We start from the raw sequence: 18,664 nt of genomic DNA on the forward strand, positions 1-18,664 counted from the left end.
CAGGAGGCCTGCCCGTCCTTCTGCAGATCCGGAAGGATCCGATCAGTTCTGCTTCGTCCAGCTGTAGGCATTCCAGGTGATGCCGGTCTGCGTCGGGTTCAGTTCCACGCCCTCGAGCTTCGAGGAGTAGCCCGCGATGTTCGGGTTGGCGTAGAGGACCACGTTGTACTGCGTCTCGGCGAGGCGCTGCTCGAGCTCGGCCTTCAGCGGGACGACCTTCTCCGTGTCCGTGTTGGTCACGATCTCGCTCCAGATGCGGTCGACCTCTTCGTCGGCGTAGCCACCGAAGTTCTGCTCACCGCCGGAGACGTAGATCGATTCGCCGGAGGCGACGAGGCCGGAACCGGCCCACCCGAAGACGACCGCGTCCCACGCGCCGGGCTGCGAGAGCTTGGCGCTCCACTCGGCCTCGGGCTGCGGGGTGATCTCGAAGCCGGCCTTGTCACAGGAGTCCTTGACGAGGGCGACCTGGTCGGCGCGCAGCTGGCTCGTCGACGCGAACATCATCGAGACCTTGACGGGCTCGGTCTTGCCTGCCTCGGCGAGCAGTGCCTTGGCAGCCTCGATGTCGGCGACGCCGTCGCTCTTGGCCGCGGGAGCGCCCTCGAGGACGGTCTCGTAGTCGGCCTGCGCCGGCTGGTACTCGTGCAGGTTGAGGACGGAGCCCTCGGGATCGACCGGGGTCACGAACTTGTCCACCATGTCGGCGGTGGGGATGCACTTGGCGAAGGCCTGGCGGACCTTGAGATCCTCGAACACGGCGCCGGGGCGCTGGTCGAGATCGACGTGCGAGAAGGTCAGCGACTGCCCGGTGTCGACGGTGACCGTCTCACCGATCTGCTCGAGGGCGGTCTTGGTGTCGACGGTCGGGCTGGAGGGCTCGATGATGTCGACGTCGCCGTTCTGCAGCGCCTGGACGGCTTCCTCGTCGACGATGGTCTTGAAGACGATCGTGTCGGTCTTGCCGGCACGCTCCTCGCCCCAGTACTGGTCGTTCTTGACGAGCGTGAGGGTGCCGTTGGTCGCGTTGTCCAGCGTGTAGGGGCCGGACGAGGGGAGGAGCGCCGTGTCCGGCAGCGTCGGGAGGTCGGCTTCGTAGTTCCAGCCGGTGTTCCAGAACTCGGCGACCGGGCCGAGGGCCGCGCGGTCGTCGGCCTGGATGGCCTCGATGAGCTCCGCGCCGTCGCCCTCCGCGGACAGACCGGCCTGCTCGGCGGCGATGTGTGCCGGCATGAGTGCGCCCGACATGACGGACTCCCAGTCGGCGTAGGGCTCGGTGTAGACGACCTCGAACTCCTTGGCGCCGGGCTCGCCCTCGGGCATCTCCATCTGGCCGAAGCCGTTGGTGGAGGACGCGAGGAAGAGATCCGCTTCCTCGCCGGTCTCCGCATCGGTCGTGCCGCTCGGGTGCGTGCCCGAGAAGGCGGCCCACTGCAGGAGCACGTCGTCGAAGTCGATCGCCGTGCCGTCCGACCAGACAGCATCCTCGTTGATGGTGTACTTGACGGTCAGCGGGTCGTCGCTCGTCTTCTCGTAGGTGCCGAACTCCTCGTTCTTCTCGAGGTTGCCGTCGGCGTTGAACGCGACCCAGGAGCTCGTGGTCAGGTTGTTCACGTACGTGTTGTAGACCGCGTTGGTGGCGGCCGTCCCGTCGTTGTAACCGGTCGGGGCCTGGCTGATCGCGATGTTGATCGTCGTGGCCAGGTTCTCCGCGGCACCTTCCGATGCCGGGGTCTCTGCGGTGCCGCCCGCGGATCCGCAGGCGCTCAGGGTGAGCGCTCCGATGGACAGTGCGGCGAGCGTCAGGGTGCGCTTATTACGCATTCGTTAGTCCTTACTGTGCTGGGCGCGAGGGACGCGAGAAAGTCCTCCGAGGCGGATTGTCGCCGTGACGGCAATCACACTCGGACAGCATAACCATGGAAAGTTGCCTTCGGACACTCAGTGAGCCATTGATAACCCATTCGTTACCTCGTGGAAATACGGGGTCCCGGGGCAACAGAAAAGCCCCGGAAACGGCGTGTCTCCGGGGCTCCAGGTCCTGCGTCTGCCTTACTCTGGCGCGGGCACGTCCAGCCACTGGAACCAGCCGCGGTGGAGGACGAGCCAGGCCATCAGGCCGTAGCCGGCCTGGCCGGGACCTCCCCCGTTCGCTGCCAGGTCGTGGCGCCACTGCTCGTGGGCGAGCAGTGGGGTGAAGGTGTCGACGAACACGTGCTTGCGGCGCGTCGTGACGTCACCGAATGCGGCCGAGAGGTCCGCGAGGCGACGGTTGCGCTCCGCGTCGAGGCCGGGGGGCGGCCCGACGACGAGGACCTTGACGCTCATCTGCGACGCACCGTCGAGGATATTGGCGAGGTTGAGGCGGCTCCTCGCCGTGGACAGGTCGAGGTCGAGGTCGCGGTCCGACAGTCCGATGACGAGGCGGTTCTCGAATCCGTCCCCGAAACGCCGTCCCACCTCCTGCAGCCAGCGGTTGGCGAGGGCTTCGGTCCCCTCACCCGGGGCCGCGAGGCTGTAGGCCTCGACCGAGGCGTTGTCCGGCCGGGTCCGGGCCATCACGCGGCCGAGCCAGCCCAGCGCCCGAGGATCACCGAGCCCCGCGAGGAGTTCGTCGCCCACTGCTGCTAGCCGGATTCTGCGTCGTTCCACTGGTCCCTCGGTGTGCTGGTCGTCGGTGCTGGTCGGTGCTGCTCGGTGCTGCTCGGGTGCTGCTCAGGGCCGTACCGGGCCGCCGGGGAACCCGCGCGAGCCATCGACCCGTCCTTAAAGACGTCAGGTGGGGCCTGAGCCCCACCTGACATCATACTGATGGCCTTACTACTGGCGGCCGAAAGCCCTCTTGATGAGGAGTTCCTGCTCCACCGCGTGGTTCTTCGCGGATCCGGTCGCGGTCGAGGCCGAGGCCGGACGCGAGGCCAGGCGCACGGGTCGGTCCAGTTCCTGCGGCAGGTTGAGCCCGATGAACGGCCACGGCCCCTGGTTCGCCGGTTCGTCCTGTGCCCAGACGATCTCCGCGTTCGGGTAGGTGGCCAGTGCTTCGCGGATCTCGTCGAGCGGCAGCGGGTACAGCTGCTCCACACGCACGATCGCCGTCCTGCTGTCGTCGAGCTTCTGGCGTGAGGACAGCAGGTCGTAGTAGAGCCGTCCGGAGACCAGGATCACGCGCTCGACGTCGTTGCCCGGCGTCTCCAGCGTGTCGGGGATCACGGGACGGAAGGTCCCCTGTGTGAAGTCCTCCACCGAGCTCGCGGCCGCCTTCAGGCGCAGCAGCTGCTTCGGGGTGAAGATCACGAGCGGCTTCCGCGGGCGGTGGTACGCATGCCGACGCAGCAGGTGGAAGTGCGACGCCGCCGAGCTCGGGTTGGCGACGACCATGTTCTCCTCGGCGCACATCTGCAGGAAGCGCTCGATGCGTGCGGAGGAGTGGTCGGGGCCCTGGCCCTCGTAGCCGTGCGGCAGCATGAGCACGAGGGAGGAACGCTGTCCCCACTTCTGCTCGGCGGAGCTGAGGAACTCGTCGATCACGATCTGGGCGCCGTTGACGAAGTCACCGAACTGCGCTTCCCAGATCACCAGGGCGTCGGGGCGCTCCACCGAGTACCCGTACTCGAAGCCCATGGCGGCGTATTCGCTCAGCAGGGAGTCGTAGATCCAGAACTTCGCCTGGTCCTCGCTCAGGTCGTCGAGGGGGAGCCACTCGTGGCCCGTCGCGCGGTCGTGGAAGACCGCGTGCCGCTGCACGAAGGTGCCACGGCGCGAGTCCTGGCCGGCGAGGCGCACGGGGACGCCCTCCATGAGGAGCGAACCGAAGGCGGCGATCTCGCCGAAGCCCCAGTCGATCCCGCCCTCGCGGGACATCTGCTCGCGCTTGTCCAGCAGGGCCTTCAGCTTCGGGTGCACCGTGAAGCCCTCGGGGATCGCGGTGTGCGCCGCGCCGATGTGGGCCAGGGTCTCCGTGCTGATCGCCGTCTGCGGTGCCTCGGCCTCGCCGCCGTCCGCCTGCTGGGCGTAAGGGCGCTCGATGTCGGAGACCGCCTGCGGGTCCTTCGTGACGATCGGGATCGGGGAGGTCTGTGCGGCGTGCGTCTCCGCGAAGACGCGCTCGAGCCGCTCCTGGTAGTCGCGCAGGGCCTGCTCGGCCTCCTCCTGCGTGATGTCGCCGCGGCCGATCAGGGCCTCGGTGTACAGCTTGCGGACCGAGCGCTTCGCCTCGATCAGGTTGTACATCATGGGCTGCGTCATCGAGGGATCGTCACCCTCGTTGTGCCCGCGACGGCGGTAGCAGACCATGTCGATGACGACGTCCTTGTTGAACCGCTGACGGAACTGGTACGCCAGCTGGGCCACACGGACCACGGCCTCGGGGTCGTCGCCGTTCACGTGGAACACCGGGGCCTGGACCATCTTCGCGACGTCGGTGGAGTACACCGACGAGCGCGACGACGTCGGGCTGGTGGTGAAGCCGACCTGGTTGTTCACGATGACGTGGATGGTGCCGCCGGTGCGGTACCCGCGCAGCTGCGACAGGTTCAGGGTCTCGGCCACCACGCCCTGGCCCGCGAAGGCCGCGTCGCCGTGGATGAGGATCGGCAGGACCGGGAAGGTCTCGCCCTGGTCGAGGAGGTCCTGCTTGGCGCGGACGATGCCCTCGAGCACCGGGTCCACCGCCTCCAGGTGGGACGGGTTCGCGGCGAGGTAGACCTTCGTCTCGTTGCCGGCGTCGGAGGTGAACGTGCCCTCGGTGCCGAGGTGGTACTTCACGTCGCCCGAGCCCTGGACGGAGCGGGGGTCCTGCGTGCCCTCGAACTCGCGGAACACCTGGGCGTAGGTCTTGCCCGCGATGTTCGTCAGCACGTTCAGGCGTCCACGGTGGGCCATGCCGATCGCGACCTCGTCGAGGCCGTCGTCCGCCGCACCGGAGATCACTGCGTCGAGCAGCGGGATCAGGGATTCGCCACCCTCGAGGGAGAAGCGCTTCTGGCCGACGAACTTCGTCTGCAGGAACGTCTCGAAGGCCTCGGCGGAGTTCAGCTTGTGCAGGATGCGCAGCTGCTCCTCCCGGCTCGGCTTGGAGTAGGGGTGCTCCAGCTCGTCCTGGAACCACTGCCGCTCGGCCGGGTCCTGCAGGTGCATGTACTCGATGCCCGTGGTGCGGCAGTACGCGTCGCGGAGGACGCCGAGCATGTCGCGGAACTTGAGCATCGGCTGGCCGCCGAAGCCGCCCGTCGGCCACTCGCGGTCCAGGTCCCACAGCGTGAGGCCGTGGGTCCGGATGTCGAGGTCGGCGTGCTTGCGCTGGACGTACTCGAGCGGATTGGTGTCCGCCATGAGGTGGCCGCGCACGCGGTAGGCGTGGATGAGCTGCTGGATCCGGGCGACCTTGTTGATCTGGTCCATCGGATCGACCTGGATGTCGGCGCTCCACCGCACGGGCTCGTAGGGGATGCGCAGCGACTCGAAGATCTCGTCGTAGAAGCCCTGCTCGCCCAGCAGCAGCTGGTGGATGATCCTCAGGAACTCGCCACTGCCCGCGCCCTGGATGACGCGGTGGTCATAGGTCGAGGTCAGGGTGATGGTCTTGCTGATCGCGTGCTTCGCGAGGGTCTTCTCGCTCGAGCCCTGGAACTCCGCCGGGTACTCGAGGGCGCCGGCACCGATGATGCAGGCCTGGCCCTTGGACAGGCGGGGGACCGAGTGGACCGTGCCGATGCCGCCGGGGTTGGTGAGGGACACCGTGGTGCCTGCGTAGTCGTCGGCGCCGAGCTTCCCGGCACGGGCCTTCTTCACGAGCTCCTCGTAGGCGTGCCAGAACTCCGAGAAGTTCATGGTCTCGGCCTTCTTGATGTTCGGCACCACGAGCGAGCGCGTCCCGTCGGGCTTCGGCATGTCGATCGCCAGGCCGAAGTTCACGTGGGCGGGCTGCACCGCGGAGGGCTTGCCGTCGATGACGTCGTAGTAGACGTTCTGCGACGGGAACTGGGCGAGGGCCCGGATGATCGCGTAGCCGATGATGTGGGTGAAGGACACCTTCCCGCCACGGGCACGCGCCAGGTTGCTGTTGATGACCACGCGGTTGTCGATGAGGAGCTTCGCCGGGATCGCTCGAACGCTGGTCGCGGTGGGGACGCTCAGGCTGGCTTCCATGTTGGTGGAGATCGCCTTGGCCGGTCCGCGCAGCACGCTGACCCTGTTCTCCTCCATGTCGGCGTTGCGGTCCGAGGCCGGCAGCTGTGCCGGGATGGGCTTGGTCCCCGGCTTCTCCTCCCGCGACGTCTCCGGCTTCTTCGCCGGTTCGTTGGGGACGGGCGGCTTCCCGCTCTGCTGGGTGCTGGCGGGCGACTCCCCGGAGGCCTTGGGTGCGGGAGCCTCGGCCTGCACGACCGGGAGTTCCTTGGTGGGGGGATTGGAGGCCGCGGGTGCCGCGGCTGCCGGGGGAGTGCTTCCGTTCGAGGGGCGGGACTCCGGGGTGGTGGCCGCCGGGGCGGCTGCGGGGTCCTCGGGCCTGTCGGCCGCCGTCCGGCCGTTCTCCGCCGACGATCCCTCCGCGTCGAAGGAGTCGAACAGGTCCCACCACTTCTTGTCGACCGAGTGGCGATCCTTCTGGAACTGCTCGTAGAGCTCGTCAACAAGCCACTCGTTCCCGCCGAATTCTTCAGGTAGACGGTGGCTGGTTTGTTCTGGCACTTGGTATACGCCTCTTCCGTAAGTTGCCCTGAGCGCGGTGCGGTCGGCGAGATCGGCGGAAAGCCGTGTCTGGACCCTGTCCAAGTGTAGTGACAGGAGTAACGAACAAGCCAATCAGGCGTGTCCTGCCGAGCTGCGCCGTGCGATACTGCGGGCCCGCACGCACTAGACTCTTTGCGGCCCTCGAACCGGCCGTCGATCCAGGGAGAACCATGCGCTTCATCAATCCGCCCACCACGGACCTCACCTACTCGGACGTGTTCCTCGTCCCCTCCGCCTCGGAGGTCCTCTCCCGCTTCGACGTCGACCTGTCCTCCGACGACGGCACCGGCACCACGATCCCGCTCGTCGTCGCGAACATGACGGCGGTGACAGGGCGGCGCATGGTCGAGACCATGGCGCGGCGCGGCGGCATCGGCGTCCTTCCGCAGGACGTCCCGGTCGAGGTCATCGCGGAGGTCACGTCGTGGGTCAAGGACCGCCATCCGGTCTTCGAGACGCCGTTGAAGCTGCAGCCGGGCAACACCGTGATCGACGCGCTGCACCTCATGCACAAGCGCGCGCACGGCGCGGTGCTCGTGATCGACGACGGCGGCGCGTGCGTCGGGGTGGTCAACGCCTCGGACTGCGAGGAGGTGGACCGCTTCGCCTCGCTCGAATCCGTCATGCGGCCGGCTCCGGCCGCCCTCGAGGCGTCGTTGTTCGACGAGGACCCCGCCGCCGCACTGCAGAAGGCCTTCGAGGACCTCGACGGAGCCCGCGTGCCGCTCGCGCCCGTGGTGCGCGACGGCGTGCTCCAGGGCGTCATCACCCGGACCGGCGCGCTGCGCTCCACGATCTACGACCCCGCGCTCGACGCCTCGGGCAGGCTGCGCGTCGCAGCGGCCGTCGGCATCAACGGGGACGTCGAGGCGAAGGCCGCCGCCCTGCTCGACGCCGGTGTCGACGTGCTCGTCGTCGATACGGCCCACGGCCACCAGCGCAAGATGCTGGACGCGCTCGCCCTCGTACGCGGCCTCGACCCGAAGGTCCCCATCGTCGCGGGCAACGTGGTTAGCGCCGAGGGCGTCCGCGACCTCGTCGCCGCGGGTGCCTCCATCATCAAGGTGGGTGTCGGCCCGGGCGCCATGTGCACGACGCGCATGATGACCGCCGTCGGGCGTCCGCAGTTCTCCGCCGTCCACGAGTGCGCGCAGGCGGCCGCCGAACTCGGCGCCCATGTCTGGGCCGACGGCGGCGTCCGGTACCCGCGGGACGTGGCCCTCGCCCTGGCCGCCGGTGCGAGCCAGGTCATGATCGGATCCTGGTTCGCGGGCACCTACGAGAGCCCCGGCGACCTGCAGACCGACAGCAACGGCCGCCGGTACAAGGAGAGCTTCGGCATGGCGTCCGCCCGTGCGGTGCAGAACCGGACGCGGCGCGACGACGTCTTCGCGCGTGCCAGGAAGGGACTGTTCGAGGAGGGCATCTCGACCTCGAAGATGTACCTCGATCCGGCCCGTCCGGGTGTGGAGGACCTCCTTGACATGATCACGGCGGGCGTCCGCAGTTCGATGACCTACGCGGGTGCCGCATCGCTGGCCGAGTTCCGGGAGCGGGCGCTCGTCGGGGTGCAGTCGGCAGCAGGGTACGAGGAGGGGCGGCCGCTCCAGCAGAGCTGGTAGGTCCGTCCGGCCGTGCGGCCCTGCACCGTCGGAGGAATTCCCGTGCGGCGGACGGCGACCAGCCGATAGACTGGTCTCCTTATGGACAGTCCTTCTAGGGGCCGGCTCGACGCCGGCGCACCCTCTCCTCTTGCCCATCCCCTGCCCGAGCCCGGTCTCCCGCGTCCTGTCGACGCCGGCCCCGACCAGGACGCGGAGACCCTCCCGTCCGACGCGGCGGACCCCCTCAGACGCGGACCGCTCCGTCCCCGTCCCGGTGCCACCGGGGAGGGGATGTAGCGGTGGAATGGATCTACCTGGCCGCAGGCCTCCTCCTCGTCGTCGGGACCGGATTCTTCGTGGCCGTCGAGTTCGCACTCGTCGCCCTCGACCAGACCTACGTGCAGCGGGCCGTCGATGACGGCGACACGAAGGCCGAACCGCTGCTCCGGTGCCTGAAGTCACTGTCCACCCAGCTCTCGAGCTGCCAGCTGGGCATCACCCTGACGACCCTGCTCACCGGCTATGTCATGGAACCGTCCGTCGGGCGGCTGCTCGAGGCGCCGCTGGGCTCCCTCGGGCTGTCGGAGGCGCTGGTCGCCTCGACGTCCCTCATCATCGCGATGATCCTGGCGACCCTGCTGTCCATGCTCATCGGAGAGCTCGTTCCCAAGAACCTCTCCATCGCGCTGCCCTTCAACGTGGGCAAGGCCCTCGCCCGGCCCCAGCTCCTGTTCACGGCCGTGTTCAAGCCGGCCATCATCGTGCTCAACGGCTTCTCCAACCGGGTCCTCAACGTCTTCGGGCTCGAGGCGAAGGAGGAGATCTCGGGCGCCAGGACACCGTCGGAGCTCTCCTCCCTGGTGCGCCGCTCCGCGGAGATGGGCACGCTCGACCAGGGGACGGCGAACTTCCTCGCCCGGACCTTCAGTTTCTCGGAGCGCACCGCGGCCGACGTCATGACCCCCCGGATCCGCATGGAGGTCATCGACTCGGACCAGACCGTCGCCGACGTCGTCGAGGCCGCGCGCCGCACCGGCTACTCCCGCTTCCCCCTGATCGGGGATTCCGCCGACGACATCCGCGGAGTGGTCCACGTGAAGAAGGCCGTGGCCGTGCCGCGCCACAAGCGTGCGGAGCTGCCCGCTGGCACCATCATGACCGACGTCCTGCGCGTGCCCGAGACCGTGCACCTCGATTCGCTGCTGAGCGAGCTCCGTGACGCGAACCTGCAGCTCGCCGTCGTACTCGACGAGTACGGGGGCACGGCCGGCGTCGCGACGCTCGAGGACCTGGTGGAGGAGATCGTCGGCGAGGTCAAGGACGAGCACGACAAGCTCAAGCCCGGCGTGCTGCAGAGTGCCGCGGGGGACTGGTTCTTCCCGGGCCTCATGCGGCCCGACGAGCTCACGATACAGATCCCGGGACTCGTGGTGCCGGACGAGGCGGGCTACGAGACGGTCGCCGGTTTCATCATGGCCGAGCTGGGCCGCGTGGCGGCGCCGGGCGACCGCGTGGAGGTGCCGGCCGGCACCCTCACCGTGGAGCGCATGGACGGACGTCGGATCGACCGCGTCCAGTTCGTGCCCGCCCCCGCGGCCTCGCAGGAGCCCGGGGGCGCGGCGGACGACGCCGTCGTGCCCGAGCACCAGGCGGTCCCGCAGGGCAAGCACGGTGTGCCGGAGGTCCGTCCCGCCCTGGCCGGCAGTACGGCCGTACGGAAGGATGATCGATGAGTGACTGGGTAGGAATCGTCTGGCTCGTCGTCCTCCTGATGGGCAACGCCTTCTTCGTGGCGTCCGAGTTCGCCATCATGTCCGCGCGGCGCAGCCAGATCGAGCCCCTGGCCGACGAGGGCTCGAAACGCGCACGGACCACGATCTGGGCCATGGAGCACGTGTCGCTCATGCTCGCCTGCTCGCAGCTGGGCATCACGGTCTGCTCGCTCCTGATCCTGCAGGTCGCGGAGCCTGCGATCCACCATCTCTTCGTGGTGCCGTTCGAGGCCCTGGGGGTTCCGGAGGGCCTCGCCGACGGCGTCGCCTTCGCGCTGGCCCTGGTCCTGGTCACCTTCCTTCATGTGACGTTCGGCGAGATGGTGCCGAAGAACATCTCGGTCTCCGTCGCCGACAAGGCCGCACTCCTCCTGGCGCCGCCGCTCGTGATGATCGCGCGGGTCGTCAACCCCGTGATCTCGTCGCTCAACTGGGCGGCCAACCACATCCTCCGGGCCCTGAGGGTCGAGCCGAAGGACGAGGTCTCCTCGACCTACACGCTGGAGGAGGTGCAGTCGATCGTCGAGGAGTCGACCAAGAGCGGCCTCGTGGACGACGAGTCCGGCCTGATCACGGGAGCTCTCGAGTTCTCGGGCCAGACGGCCGAGACCACCATGGTGCCCCTCGGCGAGCTCGTGACCGTCCGCACCGACGCCACCCCGGAGGACTTCGAACGTGCCGTCGGGCGCACCGGGTTCTCGCGCTTCGTCCTCGTGGACGAGAACGGCAACCTCACGGGCTACATGCACCTGAAGGACATCATGTCGATGCCGCAGGCGATGTACCGGCGGCCGATCACGGAGAACAAGGTGCGGACGCTCGCGAACCTGTCGCTGGGCGACGAGATCGAGGACGCACTGACGGTCATGCAGCGCACCGGGTCGCACCTGGCGCGCGTCCTGGGTCCCGACGGCTCCACCCGCGGCGTCCTCTTCCTCGAGGACGTGATCGAACAGCTGGTCGGCGAGATCCGGGACGCCACCCAGAACCAGGGCGCCCGCCGCACCGGCGAGGGGATCGGCGGCACGGAGACTCCGGTCCGCTGACGATCACGGGAATGCGAACCGTTCGCGTTTCGGTTATGCTCGAATCGCTAACGTAAACAGTTCTCATTAGTTTGATCGAGGTCCCGATGCCCGTCTCCCGCCGTCTCGCCGTGCCCGCCCTCCTGGCGGCCTCCGCCCTCGCCCTCGGAGCCTGCGGGGACGGGGCCGCAGCGGGTGCGTCCGGCGATGCCGGTGCGGGGGAGCAGCTCAGCATCGTCACCTCCACCAACGTCTACGGCGACATCGCCGCCACGATCGGCGGGGACGACGTCGCCGTGACGTCGATCGTCGACAGCCTCAGCCAGGACCCGCACTCCTACGAGGCGACCGTGCAGGACAAGCTGTCGGTGTCGGAGGCCGATCTCGTGATCGAGAACGGCGGGGGATACGACACCTTCCTCGGGCGGCTCGCCGGGGAGACCGGGGTGGAGGCGGTCCTCGATGCCGTCGAGCTCTCCGGACTCGACGAGGGTGCCGCGGAGGAACACGCCGACGAGGGCGAGCACGCCGGGGAGGAAGGGCACGGGCACGGGGGCTTCAACGAACATGTCTGGTACGACCTGCCCGCCATGGCGAAGCTCGCCGACGCCGTCGCCGTCGAGCTCGGCACGCTGGACGAGGCCAACGCGGACGCGTACCGCGACCGGGCCGACGCCTTCATCACGGAACTGCAGTCCGTCCAGGACCGGCTGGCAGCCCTCGCAGCGGAGGGACCCGGCGGCGTCGTGGCCGTGACGGAGCCGGTGCCGGCGTACCTCCTCGAAGCCGCGGGCCTCGAGGACGGGACGCCGGAGGAGTTCGGCGAGGCGATCGAGGAGGAGACCGACGTGCCCGTGGCGGTCCTCGAGGAGATGAAGACGCTCGTCTCCGGCGGCACGCTCGCCTTCCTTGCCTACAATGGCCAGACGGAGGGGGCGCAGACCGAAGCCGTCCGCGCCGCTGCCGACGAGGCGGGACTCCCTGTCCTCGACTTCACCGAGACGCTGCCCGACGGCGAGGACTACATTTCCTGGATGACGGCTAACACCGATAGCATCGAGGCCGCCCTCCGATCCTGAGGACCACCGCGACCACAGGGTCGGGCCTCCGCCGGTTCGACCCGGTACTCCACCCCCGACAGACTGGAAGCCGCCCCGCATGACCCCGACGACCTCCCGGCCGGCACGCTCCCCGCACGGGGCGGCGGGCAGGCCGGCGATCAGCCTGCGCGGCGCCGCCCTCTCCTTCGGCAGCCGCACGCTGTGGGAGGACCTCGACCTCGACGTGATGCCGGGCGAGTTCTTCGCCGTGCTCGGCCCCAACGGATCGGGGAAGACCAGCTTCCTGAAGGTGCTCCTTGGACTGCAGCCACTCGACTCCGGAACGGCGACCATCGACGGCCGGCCGATCGCCCGCGGCAGCAGGACCCTGGGCTACATCCCGCAGCAGAAGTCCTTCCCGCCCGAGACCCCGCTCCGGGCCCGCGACCTCGTGGGACTCGGCATCGATGGCCATCGGTGGGGAGTGCGGATGCGGAGCCGGAGCCACCGCGACCTGGTCGACGGCCTCCTGCGCGACGTGGGTGCGTCGTCCTACGCGGATGCGCCCGTCGGGCTCCTCTCGGGCGGTGAGCAGCAGCGGCTGCGGGCGGCCCAGGCGCTCGCCACCGATCCGCGCGTGCTTTTGTGCGACGAGCCCCTGCTGTCGCTCGACCTGAACCACCAGCAGGCGGTGAGCTCGCTCATCAACCGGCAGTGCCACGAGAGGCACAGCGCCGTGGTGTTCGTGACCCACGAGATCAACCCGATCATCGACTACGTGGACCGCGTGCTCTACCTCGCGGACGGCAGGTTCCGCGTCGGTTCGCCCGCGGAGGTCATGACGAGCGAGGTCCTGTCGGACCTTTACGACAGCCCGGTCGAGGTCCTGCACAGCAACGGCCGGATCGTCGTCGTCGGACTGCCGGACGCGACCACGCACCACCACGAGGGCATGTAGGCATGGACGTCCAGGACATCCTCGAGGCCGTCTTCACCTTCGACAACTACGCGCAGCTGCTGCCGCTCGTCCGCAACTCCCTGATCGCCGGAGCGGTGCTGGGCGTGCTGGGCGGGCTCATCGGTACGTTCGTCATGATGCGGGACCTCGCGTTCGCGGTCCACGGCATCGCTGAGCTCTCCTTCGCCGGGGCCGCCTTCGCGCTCCTCGTCGGTGCGAACGTCGTCGCCGGTTCCCTCGTCGGATCGGTGCTCGCCGCCCTCGTCCTCGGGCTGATGGGCATCCGTGCGCGCGACAGGAACTCCATCATCGGCGTCGTCATGCCCTTCGGGCTCGGCCTGGGTATCCTCTTCCTCGCCCTGTACGAGGGGCGCGCGGCCAACAAGTTCGGCCTGCTCACAGGCCAGATCGTCTCGGTCGACGACGTGCAGCTGAACCTGCTCCTGGGGTGCGCCGTCGTGGTCATCGTCGCGCTGATCGCCATCTGGCGGCCGTTGACCTTCGCCAGCGCCGACGCCGATCTCGCAGAGGCCCGCGGCGTACCCGTGCGGGGACTGTCGATCCTCTTCATGGTGCTGCTGGGCGTCTCGGTGGCCCTGTCCATCCAGGTCGTCGGCGCGCTCCTGGTCCTCGCCCTGCTCATCACGCCTGCCGCCGCGGCCCTGAAGGTCACCTCGGCACCGGGGCTCGTCGTGCTCCTCAGCGTGGTCTTCGCCTGCACCTCCGTGGTGGGAGGGATCCTGCTCGCGCTCGGAGGGCGGATCCCGATCAGCCCCTACGTGACGACGATATCCTTCGCGATCTACCTGGCGTGCCGCCTGATCGGGTCGCGACGCACCGCCCGCAGGTCGCGGAGAGCAGTCGTGTCGTCCGGGAGAGTCCGAGCTGCGGGAGATGTGCGGCAGGGAGCCTGAGCTAGGGCTCCTGGGTCCGGTCCGGCTGGCTGACGGCGTCCGCGATCGCCTGCTCCATGCTGCGCAGGAAGCGGGTGACGGTCTCGGTCTCCTCGCTGGTCAGGGAGTCCGCCGCGGCCAGGACACCCCGCTTCTCGATGTCGAAGGCCGTCCGGAAATCGTCGGTCGCCTTGTCGCCGGGCTCGAGGAGGACGGCGCGACGGTCCACGGGATGACGTCGCCTGCGGATGAAGCCGGCCCGCTCGAGCCGGTCGATCACAAGGGTGGTCGACGCGCTCGAGATGCCGAGGGCGAGGGCGAGGTCCTTGGGGCTGGCGCCCTGGTCCCGCTGCCATACGCCGAGCAGGTGGCGGAGCGCTCCGAGGTCCGTCTCGTTGATGTTGAGCCGTTGGCTCAGGCGGCGGCGAAGGCCGCTCTCCACCGTCCGGTAGGCCCTCAGGGCATTGAGGACGTCGACACCCGTCGCGGCCTGCCCGGTCCCGCCCTCGTCGGACGGGGGATACCAGTAGCCCGCTCCCTGCCGTGCCTCCGAAGGTTTCATGCCTACATCTTAGACCAACTAGTAGTCAATCTATCTAGGTAAGCCGGGACATTTCCGCGACGGCGCTCAGGCCTGGTGGGCGGCCGGGGTGGGGGAGGGGAACTCGAGGGTCGTCATGGCGACACCCAGGGCGGCGAGGAACCGCGCGATGGTGCGGCATTCCTCGGGTGAGAGGCCGCCGGCGATCGCCATCATCCGCTCGTGCAGGATGCCCATGGTCGAGCGGACCTCGTCATCGGTCGCGGCCGTCGGCCAGATCTCGATCACACGGCCGTCCGTCGGGCTCCGCCGCCGTTCGGCGTGACCGCTCTTCTCGAGGCGGTCGACCAGGACGGTCGTGGCCGCGGTGGAGATCTCGAGCTCGCGTGCCAGCGCGGCCGCGCTGAGCGGATGCCCGGACCGGCCCGCGTGCAGCATGAGGCGCAGCGCCGTCATGTCCGTCTTGCCGAGGTGCATGGAATCGCGGCTCCGGCCCCGCATGAAGCCCTCCGCGTTCCGGTAGCGCCGCACGGCGTCGACGAGTTCATCGACCTGGCCGGCGCGGTCGCTCGGGGAGCCGGCGGGCGTCGGGTCCGCCTCGGACGGGGTGGAGCTGTCGGAAGACATCACCCCTCCAGCGTAATCGACGGCACCGACGCCGTCAGGGCCTCCGGGACGGGAGCGGGGCTCCTTGTCGGGGGCGAGCCCGCGGGGCTGCGCCTCCGAGGTCAGGATCGTCGTGCCGCCGTGCAGTCGGGGCACAGCCCGTGGATCTCGACGGTGTGCGCCGCGTCGGTGAAGCCGTGCTCCGCGGCGATGCGCGCGGCCCACTGCTCCACGGCCGGCGCCTCGATCTCGACGGCCTTCCCGCAGTTCCTGCACAGCAGGTGGTGGTGGTGGTGCTCGACGGCGCAGCGCCGGTAGACGGCCTCGTTGTCACCGTTGCGCAGGACGTCCACCAGGCCGTCCTCGGCCATGGACTGGAGGATGCGGTAGGTCGTCGCGAGCGAGACGGACTCGCCGCGGTCGTGCAGCAGCCGGTGGAGTTCCTGCGTGCTCACGAAGTCGTCCAGCTGGTCGAGCGCAGCGCCGACGGCGACCCGCTGCCGCGTGACGCGCTGTTCGGACCCCTTCCGCGCCGGTGTCTCCTGCTGGGCGGTGGGTCCTGCCGGTGGAACTGCCTCGGATGTCGTTTCAGGCGTCATGTCATACCCTTTCCGCGGGCACTCGGAGGCCCTGGACCAGAGTCAAGATTATCAGCGCCGCCGCCGGTAGTCTGGGCGCATGCTGATGACCAAGTTCTCCCATTCCTGCGTCCGGCTCGAACAGGACGGCTCCGTGCTCGTGATCGATCCGGGGACGTTCTCCGAGATCGAGGAGGCCCTCGCAGGTGCCTCGGCCGTCCTGGTCACGCACGAGCATCCGGACCACATCGACGTGGACCGGGTGGTCGCGGTGCTGTCGGCCGACCCCTCGGTGGAGCTCTGGGCGCCACAGGGTGTCGCGACCGCCGTCACCGAGGGCCTGGGTGACGCCGCGGGGAACCGGATCCACGCCGTGGCGGGGGGCGAGGAGTTCTCGGTAGCGGGCTTCGGCGTGCGGACCTTCGGCGGCCAGCACGCGCTGATCCATCCCCTGATCCCGGTCATCGCCAACGTCGGATTCCTGGTGGGAGCGGTCTACCATCCGGGGGACGCCTTCATCGTCCCGGACGGCGTGGACGTCGGCACGCTCCTCGTCCCCGTGCACGCGCCCTGGTCGAAGCTGGCCGAGGTGGTCGACTTCGTGGCGTCGGTCCGTGCGCCCCGCGCCTTCCAGATCCACGACGCCCTCCTGAACGAGACCGGTCTCGGCATGGTGGAGGGCCACGTGACGCGCCTCGGTTCGCGCTACGGCACGTCCTTCCGCCACCTCGCGGTCCGCGAGACCGTCGAGGTCTGACGCGTCAGGCGACGGATCCCGTCGCCGGCCACCTGCCCGACGAGAAGAAGCCCTCGAGGATGCCCAGCGCAGGCGTGGGGTCCAGGCCCTGCCGGGCGAGCCATGCGTCGTCGTCGTACGTGGCGGCGTAGCGGCTCCCCGAGTCGCACATCAGCGAGACGATGCTGCCCGTGCGGCCGTCGGCGATGAGGTCGGCAACGAGCTGCCAGACACCCCACAGGTTCGTGCCGGTGGACGGCCCGGCATGCAGGCCCGTCAGGGTGCGCAGGTGCCGGGCGGCCGCGACGGACGCCGCGTCCGGGACACGGATCATGGTGTCGATCACGGACGGCACGAAGCTCGGCTCGGGGCGCGGCCGGCCGATCCCCTCGATGCGGGACGGCCGCCCCACGGGTTGCGACCCGGGCTCCGCCCACGCGGGATAGAACGCGGAGTTCTCCGGGTCGACGACGGCGAGGCGGGTGGGGTAGCGGTGGTACCTGAGGTGGCGCCCGATCGTCGCGCTCGTACCACCGGTCCCCGCGCCGACGACGATCCACTCCGGCAACGGATGGGCTTCGAGTGCGAGCTGACCGAAGATCGCTTCGGCGATGTTGTTGTTCCCCCGCCAGTCCGTGGCCCGCTCGGCGAAGGTGAACTGGTCCATGTAGTGGCCGCCGGTCTCCTGCGCGACGGCCTCTGCCGCGGCGTAGACCTCGGAGGCGTGCTCCACGAAGCGGCACGTCCCGCCGTACTGCTCGATCAGCGCGATCTTCTCCGGGCTCGTGGTGCCCGTCATGACCGCGATGAAGGGCAGGCCGAGGAGCTGGGCGAAATAGGCTTCGGACACCGCGGTCGAACCGCTCGAGGCCTCGACGATCGTCGTCCCCTCGGTGATCCAGCCGTTGACGAGGCCGAACAGGAACAGGGACCGGGCGAGCCGGTGCTTGAGGCTGCCGGTGCGGTGGGTCGATTCGTCCTTGAGGTAGACCTGCACGCCCCAGTGCGCGGGGAGGGGAACGGCGAAGAGGTGGGTGTCGGCCGAGCGGTTGGCGTCCGCCTCGATGCGCTGCACGGCGTCGTCGGACCAGACTCTGGCGGCGGCGGGGAACCTGGACATCCGGCCAGCCTACAAGCTGTCGCGGGTCCACGACGGGCGCTGCCGGGAAGGTCCTTGGTGTCGGGACCGCCGTGTGGTGGACTGGCGTCCATCAGGACCGGGCGTGGCCACCACCGCGATCCGGTCACCCGTCCCGACAGGAGATCTCGATGAAGACTCTGATGGATGTGCAGGAACTGCAGGACCGGATGACCTCCGGCGCGCAGACCCTCCTGCTCGATGTGCGCTGGGCCCTGGGTGACCCCCATGGCCACGAGCACTACCGCGCGGCCCACATACCCGGCGCCGTGTACGTGGACATGGAGACGCAGCTGTGCGCGCCCGGCGGGCCCGGTCTCGGCCGCCATCCGCTGCCCGCCGCCGACACCCTGCAGGAGGCGGCCCGCCAGTGGGGGCTCAACGACGGTGACACGGTGGTCGCCTACGACGAGTCGGGCAATCTGGCGGCGGCGCGCCTCTGGTGGCTCCTGAGGGACGCCGGCTTTCCCTCGGTCTGCCTGCTCGACGGCGGCCTGACGGCATGGCGCGCAGCCGGATTCGACGTGGAGGGCGGGGAGGAGCGGCACTGCGTCGGCTCCGTCCGGCTGTCCGCGGGCCATATGCCCGTGGTCTCGATCCCCGACCTGCTCGAACCGGCGGACCGCGGCCTGCTCCTGGATGCACGCGCCGGGGAACGTTACCGTGGCGAGTCGGAGCCCGTGGATCCGCAGGCCGGCCACATCCCGGGGGCCGTCAGTGCGCCCACGGCGGACAACCTCCGTGACGACCGGCGCTTCCGCCCGGCCGAGGAACTGCGGCGGCGCTTCGGTGCGCTCGGCGCGGACCGCGGACGTGTCGCGGTGTACTGCGGCTCGGGCATCACCGCAGCCCACGAGATCGCGGCCCTCGACATCGCAGGCATCGACGCCTCGCTGTTCCCTGGCTCCTGGTCGCAGTGGTCGACGACGGCAGGGCTTCCCGTCGCGACGGGCGCCTGATCCCCGCGATGCGCCGGCGGCCGGCCCCGGGGGGGGGGGGGGGGGGACGCCCCAGGAGATGGAGGGGTGGCGTGATACGAACACA

Annotated in this window: 15 protein-coding genes; 8 read left to right on the forward strand and 7 right to left on the reverse strand. The window is 69.4% G+C overall.

Features of this window, described 5'->3' with window-relative positions; all coding sequences use genetic code 11:
• Positions 1–42 precede the first annotated feature (42 nt).
• The 3 genes from ACX80U_RS18380 to ACX80U_RS18390 form a co-directional block, all read right to left on the reverse strand.
• On the reverse strand, positions 43–1,824 hold the full coding sequence (locus ACX80U_RS18380) for an ABC transporter family substrate-binding protein (protein ID WP_459269467.1): 1,782 nt from the start codon (positions 1,822–1,824) through the stop codon (positions 43–45).
• A 228-nt stretch (positions 1,825–2,052) separates the two neighbouring features.
• Entirely contained in the window at positions 2,053–2,652 is a 600-nt protein-coding gene (locus tag ACX80U_RS18385) for a GDSL-type esterase/lipase family protein (RefSeq protein ID WP_133080880.1), read from the reverse strand.
• Positions 2,653–2,820: 168 nt separating this feature from the next.
• Positions 2,821–6,687 carry a multifunctional oxoglutarate decarboxylase/oxoglutarate dehydrogenase thiamine pyrophosphate-binding subunit/dihydrolipoyllysine-residue succinyltransferase subunit gene (locus ACX80U_RS18390; RefSeq protein ID WP_459269468.1) on the reverse strand — a complete coding sequence of 1,289 codons (3,867 nt, stop codon included), beginning with the start codon at positions 6,685–6,687 and terminating at the stop codon, positions 2,821–2,823.
• A 212-nt stretch (positions 6,688–6,899) separates the two neighbouring features.
• On the opposite strand from ACX80U_RS18390, the gene guaB1 reads away from it, so the two are divergent.
• The 6 genes from guaB1 to ACX80U_RS18420 all read left to right on the forward strand — a co-directional run bounded on the left by guaB1 (position 6,900) and on the right by ACX80U_RS18420 (position 14,042).
• Positions 6,900–8,351, forward strand: a complete 1,452-nt coding sequence (guaB1, locus tag ACX80U_RS18395; RefSeq protein ID WP_208741521.1) for a GMP reductase — start codon at positions 6,900–6,902, stop codon at positions 8,349–8,351.
• A 281-nt stretch (positions 8,352–8,632) separates the two neighbouring features.
• Positions 8,633–10,066 carry a hemolysin family protein gene (locus tag ACX80U_RS18400; RefSeq protein ID WP_459269469.1) on the forward strand — a complete coding sequence of 478 codons (1,434 nt, stop codon included), beginning with the start codon at positions 8,633–8,635 and terminating at the stop codon, positions 10,064–10,066.
• The gene (locus ACX80U_RS18405) at positions 10,063–11,151 is read left to right on the forward strand and encodes a hemolysin family protein (protein WP_133080876.1); all 1,089 of its coding nucleotides are present in this window, start codon (positions 10,063–10,065) and stop codon (positions 11,149–11,151) included. Before ACX80U_RS18400 ends, ACX80U_RS18405 begins: the two co-directional genes overlap by 4 nt.
• A gap of 86 nt (positions 11,152–11,237) precedes the next feature.
• Positions 11,238–12,209, forward strand: coding sequence for a metal ABC transporter solute-binding protein, Zn/Mn family (locus ACX80U_RS18410; protein WP_459269470.1), 972 nt, complete (start codon positions 11,238–11,240; stop codon positions 12,207–12,209).
• A 79-nt stretch (positions 12,210–12,288) separates the two neighbouring features.
• Positions 12,289–13,128 carry a metal ABC transporter ATP-binding protein gene (locus ACX80U_RS18415; protein ID WP_459269471.1) on the forward strand — a complete coding sequence of 280 codons (840 nt, stop codon included), beginning with the start codon at positions 12,289–12,291 and terminating at the stop codon, positions 13,126–13,128.
• Positions 13,129–13,130: 2 nt separating this feature from the next.
• A complete protein-coding gene (locus ACX80U_RS18420; RefSeq protein ID WP_459269472.1) occupies positions 13,131–14,042 on the forward strand; it encodes a metal ABC transporter permease in 912 nt (303 codons plus the stop codon).
• A 1-nt stretch (position 14,043) separates the two neighbouring features.
• Here the strand turns inward: ACX80U_RS18420 and ACX80U_RS18425 are convergent, their stop codons facing one another.
• The 3 genes from ACX80U_RS18425 to ACX80U_RS18435 form a co-directional block, all read right to left on the reverse strand.
• Positions 14,044–14,583 (reverse strand): MarR family winged helix-turn-helix transcriptional regulator, encoded by a 540-nt coding sequence (locus ACX80U_RS18425; RefSeq protein ID WP_208739952.1) that lies wholly within the window; start codon positions 14,581–14,583, stop codon positions 14,044–14,046.
• 66 nt (positions 14,584–14,649) lie between these two features.
• Positions 14,650–15,189, reverse strand: a complete 540-nt coding sequence (locus ACX80U_RS18430) for a MarR family winged helix-turn-helix transcriptional regulator (protein WP_133080872.1) — start codon at positions 15,187–15,189, stop codon at positions 14,650–14,652.
• Positions 15,190–15,290: 101 nt separating this feature from the next.
• Complete coding sequence (locus ACX80U_RS18435) at positions 15,291–15,767, reverse strand: Fur family transcriptional regulator (RefSeq protein WP_133080871.1); 477 nt, start codon at positions 15,765–15,767, stop codon at positions 15,291–15,293.
• A 79-nt stretch (positions 15,768–15,846) separates the two neighbouring features.
• Here ACX80U_RS18435 and ACX80U_RS18440 point away from each other — a divergent pair, with 79 nt between their 5' ends.
• Positions 15,847–16,503, forward strand: a complete 657-nt coding sequence (locus tag ACX80U_RS18440; RefSeq protein ID WP_133080870.1) for an MBL fold metallo-hydrolase — start codon at positions 15,847–15,849, stop codon at positions 16,501–16,503.
• 4 nt (positions 16,504–16,507) lie between these two features.
• Here the strand turns inward: ACX80U_RS18440 and ACX80U_RS18445 are convergent, their stop codons facing one another.
• On the reverse strand, positions 16,508–17,602 hold the full coding sequence (locus ACX80U_RS18445; protein WP_459269473.1) for a PLP-dependent cysteine synthase family protein: 1,095 nt from the start codon (positions 17,600–17,602) through the stop codon (positions 16,508–16,510).
• 149 nt (positions 17,603–17,751) lie between these two features.
• Between ACX80U_RS18445 and ACX80U_RS18450 the strand changes: the two genes are divergently transcribed.
• Complete coding sequence (locus ACX80U_RS18450; protein WP_133080869.1) at positions 17,752–18,579, forward strand: rhodanese-like domain-containing protein; 828 nt, start codon at positions 17,752–17,754, stop codon at positions 18,577–18,579.
• Positions 18,580–18,664 lie beyond the last annotated feature (85 nt).

The organism is Arthrobacter sp. TmT3-37 (genome assembly GCF_054510835.1).